9 protein-coding genes are annotated in these 8218 nt (G+C 31.0%); 5 read left to right on the top strand and 4 right to left on the bottom strand.

Features of this window, described 5'->3' with window-relative positions:
• Positions 1-178: 178 nt before the first annotated feature.
• From HX088_RS08775 to HX088_RS08765, 3 genes are all read right to left on the bottom strand, one after another.
• Positions 179-826, bottom strand: a complete 648-nt coding sequence (locus HX088_RS08775; RefSeq protein ID WP_286483952.1) for a 2OG-Fe(II) oxygenase — start codon at positions 824-826, stop codon at positions 179-181.
• Between the two features lie 122 nt (positions 827-948).
• Positions 949-1476, bottom strand: coding sequence for a GNAT family N-acetyltransferase (locus HX088_RS08770; RefSeq protein WP_286483951.1), 528 nt, complete (start codon positions 1474-1476; stop codon positions 949-951).
• 9 nt (positions 1477-1485) lie between these two features.
• Complete coding sequence (locus HX088_RS08765; protein ID WP_286483950.1) at positions 1486-2442, bottom strand: hypothetical protein; 957 nt, start codon at positions 2440-2442, stop codon at positions 1486-1488.
• Positions 2443-2564: 122 nt separating this feature from the next.
• On the opposite strand from HX088_RS08765, the gene HX088_RS08760 reads away from it, so the two are divergent.
• On the top strand, positions 2565-3020 hold the full coding sequence (locus HX088_RS08760) for a hypothetical protein (RefSeq protein ID WP_225539420.1): 456 nt from the start codon (positions 2565-2567) through the stop codon (positions 3018-3020).
• Between the two features lie 50 nt (positions 3021-3070).
• Here the strand turns inward: HX088_RS08760 and HX088_RS08755 are convergent, their stop codons facing one another.
• On the bottom strand, positions 3071-4162 hold the full coding sequence (locus HX088_RS08755; protein WP_225542533.1) for a M42 family metallopeptidase: 1092 nt from the start codon (positions 4160-4162) through the stop codon (positions 3071-3073).
• Between the two features lie 61 nt (positions 4163-4223).
• On the opposite strand from HX088_RS08755, the gene HX088_RS08750 reads away from it, so the two are divergent.
• The 4 genes from HX088_RS08750 (at position 4224) to HX088_RS08735 (ending at position 8042) form a co-directional block, all read left to right on the top strand.
• Positions 4224-4877: a DUF4294 domain-containing protein gene (locus HX088_RS08750; RefSeq protein ID WP_171622299.1), complete on the top strand. Its 654-nt coding sequence runs from the start codon at positions 4224-4226 to the stop codon at positions 4875-4877.
• Between the two features lie 72 nt (positions 4878-4949).
• Positions 4950-5933 (top strand): 6-phosphofructokinase, encoded by a 984-nt coding sequence (pfkA, locus tag HX088_RS08745; protein WP_286483949.1) that lies wholly within the window; start codon positions 4950-4952, stop codon positions 5931-5933.
• A 35-nt stretch (positions 5934-5968) separates the two neighbouring features.
• Positions 5969-6973: a type I glyceraldehyde-3-phosphate dehydrogenase gene (gene gap, locus HX088_RS08740; RefSeq protein WP_225539418.1), complete on the top strand. Its 1005-nt coding sequence runs from the start codon at positions 5969-5971 to the stop codon at positions 6971-6973.
• Between the two features lie 475 nt (positions 6974-7448).
• Positions 7449-8042: an RNA polymerase sigma factor gene (locus tag HX088_RS08735; protein WP_260543546.1), complete on the top strand. Its 594-nt coding sequence runs from the start codon at positions 7449-7451 to the stop codon at positions 8040-8042.
• The last annotated feature ends 176 nt before the right edge of the window (positions 8043-8218 follow it).

Raw genomic sequence — 8218 nt, 5'->3', positions numbered from 1 at the left:
AATGAGCCCGATACAATATCGAACTCATTTTTATAATTATTAATTTTTAATCTGTCCAAACTTTTGGGTGCAGTCTACAATGGTTGGCTTTGTTTTTATTGTTTAAATCGTTCAAATTGATGCTAATATTTATCTATTGTGAATAGAGATTGAAATCTCGAACCGACTACAGATTTTGTTACAAATACGTCAAAATATTCCCTCTAGTTTTCAACCAACCTGTAATACTATATCTTGGTCGATGGACGGTTTTTACTTCGTGCGGAATACTTTTACTATCAAAAACAGCCAAACGACCAGCTAGAGGTAAAATATCTAATTCTTTTTCTACCGTATTTTCATCTGACAAATGCAAAGTCAATTGTCCTCCAAATTCATCTTTCCATTGTTCATCATTCAAATACAACACAACAGATAATGTTCGTCTATCATCATTTTTAAAGGCATCAATGTGCTTCTGATAAAAAGTTCCTTCAGGATAAATCGCATAATGAAACTCACTTTCTTCAATTCCCATGTAGCATGTTAAGTTGAGATAGTCAATGAAATCATTTATTTTCTGAAAGAAAATATCTTCTGTGTGCGATTTATTTTCTTCATCAATCCATTTAATTTTATCACCTCTAATTGATTTTACAATCTGTTCGTTAACCGAACTTCCAATGGCTGCTTGATGAAAATTTTGTTTATCTTCTTTACGAATTATGGCTTCGCGAAGTTGTTTAGTTTCTTCTTCTGAGAAAAAAAAGTCTGAAATAGAGTATTTTTGATTTGATAAGTCATCAATAATCTTTTCATAAATTGGGTTTAATGTAATACTACTCATTCATTATTATGAAAACAGCAGTAAATGTAGATTTAATTAAAAAAACAATAATCATAAATATTATTTTTTTTCAAAAAAAAGACAGAACTATTCTCTTGCCTAATAGTTATATGATCTAAAAATCACTTAAACCACTCATCTTTATCAAGTTGGTAAATAAAATTTAATTTTGGTTCTTCTCCAAAATAAGTTATTTCTTCTGTTTTTACTTTTCTACAACCTAATCGTTCTACTGCAACCTGAGAACGTTTGTTCTCTGCACCAACATGCAAATAAACTTTGTCCACAAATTGAAAAATATAATCGAACATCATTTTTTTTACTGACGGATTATAGCCTTTTCCCCAACAATTAGTGGAATAAAACGTATAACCAATTAATATAGAAACATCTTTTTCATCATAATCATAGAAACGAGTACTTCCAACAACAAGATTTGATTGCTTATCTATTACTTTGAAAGCGCCCTTGCTTTGAATTGCACCTTCAAAAAAAATCATAAAAACATCTCGTTTCCAACGATTTTTATTGGGATGTTGTTCCCAAATTTTTGGATCTGAAGCCGCAGCATAAACCTCTTCAAAATCACTAGATTTTAAAGGTTCTAATCGAATTAAATCATTTTCTAAATGTGGTTGAATATTGATCATTTGCTGTTTTTAATACATGACTAATTTATCTAAATCTAACAATAAATAATTAATATTTTGATTAATTGTTCGTGTTGCAGATTGCATTTGATTAAGCATTCGCGATCGATTATACAATTCTTGTGCGGTGTAAGTCCCACCAATTCCGAAATTCACAGATTGATTGGCTTCTTGCATATTATTTTCAAAATTGAATTCTAACCAGCGACCTTTTATATTCCCTATAATTGAAGTTCCGTCTGTATGATTAGAAAACTTTTTCTCGGTGTACATGTACCAAACAAATGGTGGAAAATTTTCTGATTCTAACTTTTGTGTCCAAATATCACGCAATAAATTTCGTTGATGTATAAATTCTATTTTTTTCCCTTTCGGATTAAGTGTTGCAAACCCCAAACCAGCACCCAAAACACCTCCACCAATATCTACTGCGCTTCCCCAGCTATCACTTTTTATAATTCCACTTGCAACAGAGGCCGCTGCACCAGCAACAATAGAATAGATTACTAATTTATTATTTCGATTATCATTCATATTTTGCAAATAACTCGCCATTTGTTCAACCCGTTCGCCTTCGCAATCAAATTCTGCTGCAACAGCGTCTAATTCTGTTAATGCAATTGTAATTTTATTATTAATCGAGTTTTTAAGTTCTAAAATTTTCACTCTCGATTCGAGCGAATTATCTTTTTTCAATTCATTGATAGTTTTTACTTCGTCTAACGAATTAAGTGCATTTAGAATTAAAATACTTTGCTCTGAAAAATCATTTCTCAAATCAGCATTAGCTAAAAGAATAGAATCGGCGTTGTAGGAAGGCAATTCTTTTTCGTAATTATACTTGTGGGGTGCCTTACAATAACTATTTTTTAGCGTAAGAATATGTTCGTTAATATGCTGATTTTTCTGTGAAACACATGAACTTATAGCTATTAAACAAATAAGTGTTGGTATCAATAATTTCATAAATCATAGGTTAGTTGTTTTATAAAAAATAATGCTTCGTTTTATTTGTCCAAATACTCGTTAATTAATAGTACTTTTTGATCAAAATAAATTAACTTACAGCATATATAAAAATAAACAATATGTTTCTAAATTTTGACGATAAAGAGAATTTAATTTCAAAATTAAAAACCTTAAAAGTAGATCAACAACCTGAATGGGGAATTATGACTCCTCAACACATGGTTGAACATTTAATTGTAACAACTAAACTATCAAATGGAGGTTTAAGTGTGCCTTGTAGAATTCCTGTTGAACAAATTCCACAATATAAAGCGTTCTTATTAGAGTCTGATCAAGAAATGCAAAAAGGAATTAAAGCAAATGGAATGGAAGGTTTATTGGATTTACGTTATCCTTCTTTAGAAGCTTCTATCGAAAAATTAGAAGAAGAAATAGATAAATTTAACACCTATTTCGAAAATAATCCAGATGCTAAAATTACAAATCCTGTTTTAGCCGAAATTGGATACGAAGATTGGAAAACGTTTCATAAAAAACATTACACGCATCATTTCAAACAATTTGGATTGTTGTAAGAAATGATAAAAGCCGCTATTAAGCGGCTTTTATAACATCTATTCAATTCTTAAACAGTGTGATATTTAAAACTTTGTTCGTTTTTAATTGTTTTAACCGATTCGTAAATCAATTCGATTACATTTTTCACATCAGCTTGATGAACCATTTCAACAGTTGTATGCATATAACGCAAGGGCAACGAAATTAGTGCAGAAGGAACACCACCATTGCTATATGCAAATGCATCTGTATCCGTTCCTGTTACGCGAGAACTTGCAGCTCTTTGAAAAGGAATATTATTTTTTTCAGCTGCATCAATAATCAATTCACGCACATTATTTTGAACTGCTGGAGCATAATATACAACTGGTCCATCGCCACATTTTTGCTCTCCTTCTTTCGATTTTGTAATCATAGGAGTCGTCGTATCATGCGTTACATCTGTTATTATTGCTACATTTGGTTTGATTGTTTGTGTAATCATTTCTGCTCCACGCAATCCTACTTCTTCTTGTACAGCATTTACAACATATAAACCAAAATCTAATTGATCTTTATTTTCGGCTAATTTACGTGCAACCTCTGCAATCATAAACCCTCCCATTCTATTATCAATGGCGCGGCAAACGAAATAACGGTCATTTAAGGTAAAAAACTCATCTGGATATGTAATGACACAACCAACGTGAATTCCAAGTTCTAGCACTTCTTCTTTGGATGTACAACCTGTATCGATCCAAATTTTATCTGGCGTTGGCGCTTCATCTTTACCTGCTTGACGTAAGTGAATTGCTGGCCAACCAAAAACTCCTTTTACAATTCCTTTTTTGGTATGAATATTCACCACCTTTGATGGTGCAATCATATGATCTGAACCTCCATTACGAATAACATAAATCAATCCATCATCAGAAATGTAATTTACAAACCAAGAAATCTCATCCGCATGTGCTTCAATCACTACTTTATATTTCGCGTCGGGGTTAATCACACCATATGCAGAACCGTAATTGTCTGTTTTTACTTCGTCTACATAAGGTTTAATATAATCCATCCAAACTTTTTGCCCTTCACTTTCAAAACCTGTTGGTGAAGCAGTATTTAAATATTTAGACAAAAAATCTAACGATTGTTGATCAAACAAATTATTTGTACTCATTTTAGTTTATTTATCTAACAAATGTACTAATTTTAGGAACAATTTTTGAACTAATTCACACATGAAATTTTATATCTATCACATAACATTAATGCTCACTTTTTTGGGATTTTCACATCTAAATGCCCAAATTTTCGGCTTAGATTTAGGAGGTAAAAGCCCATCTCAAGAAATCAAAAATGACTCGATAAATATTGATGAATTAACTTTTAGTCCTTTCGATACTATACATTTAAATGAATCAAGTTTTTATTCTGTTCATTTAAAATCAGATTTAGAAAAAAAATATTATATATGGCTAAGAAAGCGCGTGCGTGATGTTTGGCCCTATGTAAGAACAGCTGTTAGAGAATATAATTATGTTTCTGATACCATTCAAACAATGGATAAAAGACGAGATAAAAAACGTTTTATTAAAACGAGACAAAAAGATTTAGCAGATCAGTTTGAGAATCAATTAAAAAATATGTCAAGTTCTCGAGGTCAAATTTTAACGAAATTAATTTACAAAGAAACAGACAAAACAACTTACGATATTATTAAAGAATTACGTGGAGGATTAAATGCTTTTCTGTACCAAGCTGCAAGTGGAGCATTTAACATCGATTTAAAACAAACCTTTGATCCTAAACGTACTCGTGAAGATTTATATATCGCTGTCATTCTTCAACGAGATTTTGCCGATGGTATTTTAAAACCCGTCGACGAAGATTAGTTTATCTTTAACAATTACCTGTTACAATAATATTCTGTTTTTTTATTATATTTGATTTAATAAGGGAAAAACGTGAAAAACAATATAAAAAGAATCGGTGTATTAACCTCTGGAGGTGATGCGCCAGGAATGAATGCTGCCTTACGTGCCGTAGTTAGAGCATGCAAATATTACAACATTACATCTGTTGGCATTCGTCAAGGATTTGAAGGCTTGATTAACAATGATATGATAGAACTTGGACCTCGTTCAGTTAAAAATATTATTAATCAAGGTGGTACAATTCTTAAAACTGCTCGTTCAGCTGAATTCAAAACTATGGAAGGTCGTCAAAAAGCCTATGAGCATCTCAAAAAAAACAACATAGATGCACTTGTCATAATTGGTGGTGATGGATCTTTTACTGGAGCAAATATCTTTCACAAAGAGTTTGGGGTTCCGTTTATTGGAATTCCTGGTACTATTGACAACGATATCTTTGGAACAGACTTTACAATTGGTTATGACACAGCGTTGAATACTGTAATTGATGCGATTGATAAATTAAGAGATACTGCAACTTCGCATGATCGTGTATTTTTTGTAGAAGTGATGGGACGTGATGCAGGTTTTATTGCATTAAATAGTGGAATTGCTTCGGGAGCACAAGATATTTTGATTCCTGAACAACGTGATAGTGTAGAAGAATTATGCTCATCGTTAGAACGTTCAGAAAAATCTGGAAAAAAATCAAGTATCGTTGTGGTAGCAGAAGGCGAAAAATTAGGTGGAGTTTATGAATTAGCGAAACAAGTTCAATCGAAACATCACGAATATGATATTCGCGTTACAGTATTAGGACATATTCAACGTGGAGGATCACCATCATGTCATGATCGTGTGTTGGCAAGTCGTTTGGGAATTGCTGCTGTTGAAGGTCTTTTACAAGATCAATATAACTTAATGGCGGGTATTCGTTCCAATAAAGTGGTCTTCACCCCTATTGCTGAAGCTATTAAAAAACACAACGAAATCGATATGGAATTGATAAAAGTTGCAAATATATTAGCCATCTAATCTATAAATAAAAATATAAAGGGAAATTATATACTATGTCAAAAATTAAAATTGGAATCAACGGATTCGGAAGAATAGGTAGCCTTGTTTTTGGGGTTGCGATTGAAAGAGAAGATATTGAAATCGTAGGAATTAACGATTTAGTAGACGTTGATTATTTAGCTTATATGCTAAAGTACGACTCTGTTCACGGAAAATTTGACGGAGAAATTAAAGTCGAAAACGGAAATTTAATTGTCAATGGACAAACCATAAGAGTTACAGCTGAAAAAGATCCAGCTAACTTAAAATGGGACGAAGTTGGTGCTGATATTGTCGTAGAAGCCACAGGTTTGTTTTTAACTAAAGAAACAGCAGGTAAACACATCGAAGCTGGAGCAAAAAAAGTCGTTTTAACTGGACCTTCTAAAGATGATACACCAATGTTTGTAATGGGAGTTAACCATAAAGATGTTACTGCAGCTGATACCATTGTTTCGAATGCATCTTGTACTACAAATTGCTTAGCACCATTAGCTAAAGTTGTACATGAAAAATTTGGAATCGTTGAAGCTTTAATGACAACTGTCCACGCAACTACAGCAACACAAAAAACTGTCGATGGTCCATCTAATAAAGATTGGAGAGGTGGTAGAAGTGCAATGGTTAATATTATTCCTTCTTCAACTGGAGCAGCAAAAGCCGTAGGAAAAGTAATTCCAGAATTAAACGGGAAATTAACAGGAATGTCTTTTCGAGTACCTACAGTTAATGTTTCCGTAGTTGATTTAACAGTTAAATTAGCAAAAGAAACTAATTATGACGAAATCAAAAAAGTAATGCAAGAAGCAGCTGAAGGAGAACTGAAAGGTATTTTAGGATACACTGACGAACCTTTGGTTTCTCAAGATTTCGTAGGAGATACAAGAACTTGTGTTTTCGATGCGGGAGCAGGAATTATGTTAAATCCAACTTTTGTTAAATTAGTTGCTTGGTATGATAACGAAATTGGTTACTCAAACAAAGTTGTTGATTTGATTCAACATATGGCAAAAATTTAAAAGCTTAAATACTTTATTTTTAAAGTCTTCTCTTTTTTGAGAAGACTTTTTATTTTTTCACATTCTATTCGTATTTTATGGTTTAATATTTGATTTTGGATATACTAAACATTAATATGAAAAAAGAAATTGAATTTTCTGGTCCTAAAAAATCAACCATAGATAAACTATTGGCTTATTCTAAATCTATAAAAAATGTTAACACACAGAAAAAAGTTCATAAGGTTTTTATTTCCTTAAATTAATTTTATACATCAGAATTTTAAAGCATTACAATATTCTTATTAATACTACTTAATTATTAAGAATTAATACAAAAATTAACAATTATTTATTTTTTTAAGAATTTATTAATTTATTTTAAGAATAATTATGTTAAAAAACTTGTAAGATTTTTTTGTTTAACTATATTTGGATAAACAAAAAAATTACAGCCTATAGATTTAACTCTACTTTAAAATTAACATTTACTATTATGAACTATGAAGACGACTCTTTATTAATCCAAGATTATTTGAGAGGTAACGAAAATGCTTTAGAAACATTGATAGAGAAATACAAAGGAAGAATCTATAGTTTTATATACTCCAAAGTCTTAGATAAGGATATAACTGAAGATATATTTCAGGACACTTTTATCAAGGTTATCCTTACATTAAAAGGAGGACGATACAACGAAGAAGGTAAGTTTTTGCCTTGGGTTATGCGTATTGCTCACAATTTAACTATTGACTATTTTCGATCAAACAAAAGAATGCCGACTGTTAGTGAAACTGTAGGATACAATGAAGATTATAATATTTTTGATTTCATTGGGATTTGTGATGAATGCTCTGAAACTAAACTTATTAAATCTCAAATTGAAAATGACTTAAGAAATTTAGTTACTCAATTACCAGAAGACCAGAGAGAAGTTTTAGAATTAAGGATTTTTAAAGAACTTAGTTTTAAAGAAATTGCAGAGGAAACAGATGTAAGTATCAATACGGCATTAGGAAGAATGCGATATGCGATTATTAACTTAAGAAAAGTGATTGATAATAATAACATTATTTTAACAGTTGATTAAAAAATAAACTTATCTATTTAGCGTTTTTAGAATAAATAAGTTTAAAAATGATAGAATTATACTCTGAAAATATTGAGCCCTCTCAATTAACAATTGATAAAATATTAGCTTTTTCAAAATCGATAAAGAGTATAAATTCGACTATTTTAAATAAAAATTTCATCATTAACATAAAT

The organism is Empedobacter sp. 225-1 (assembly GCF_030328185.1).
GTDB lineage: Bacteria > Bacteroidota > Bacteroidia > Flavobacteriales > Weeksellaceae > Empedobacter > Empedobacter stercoris.
This window is presented reverse-complemented; position numbering and strand designations above follow the sequence as displayed.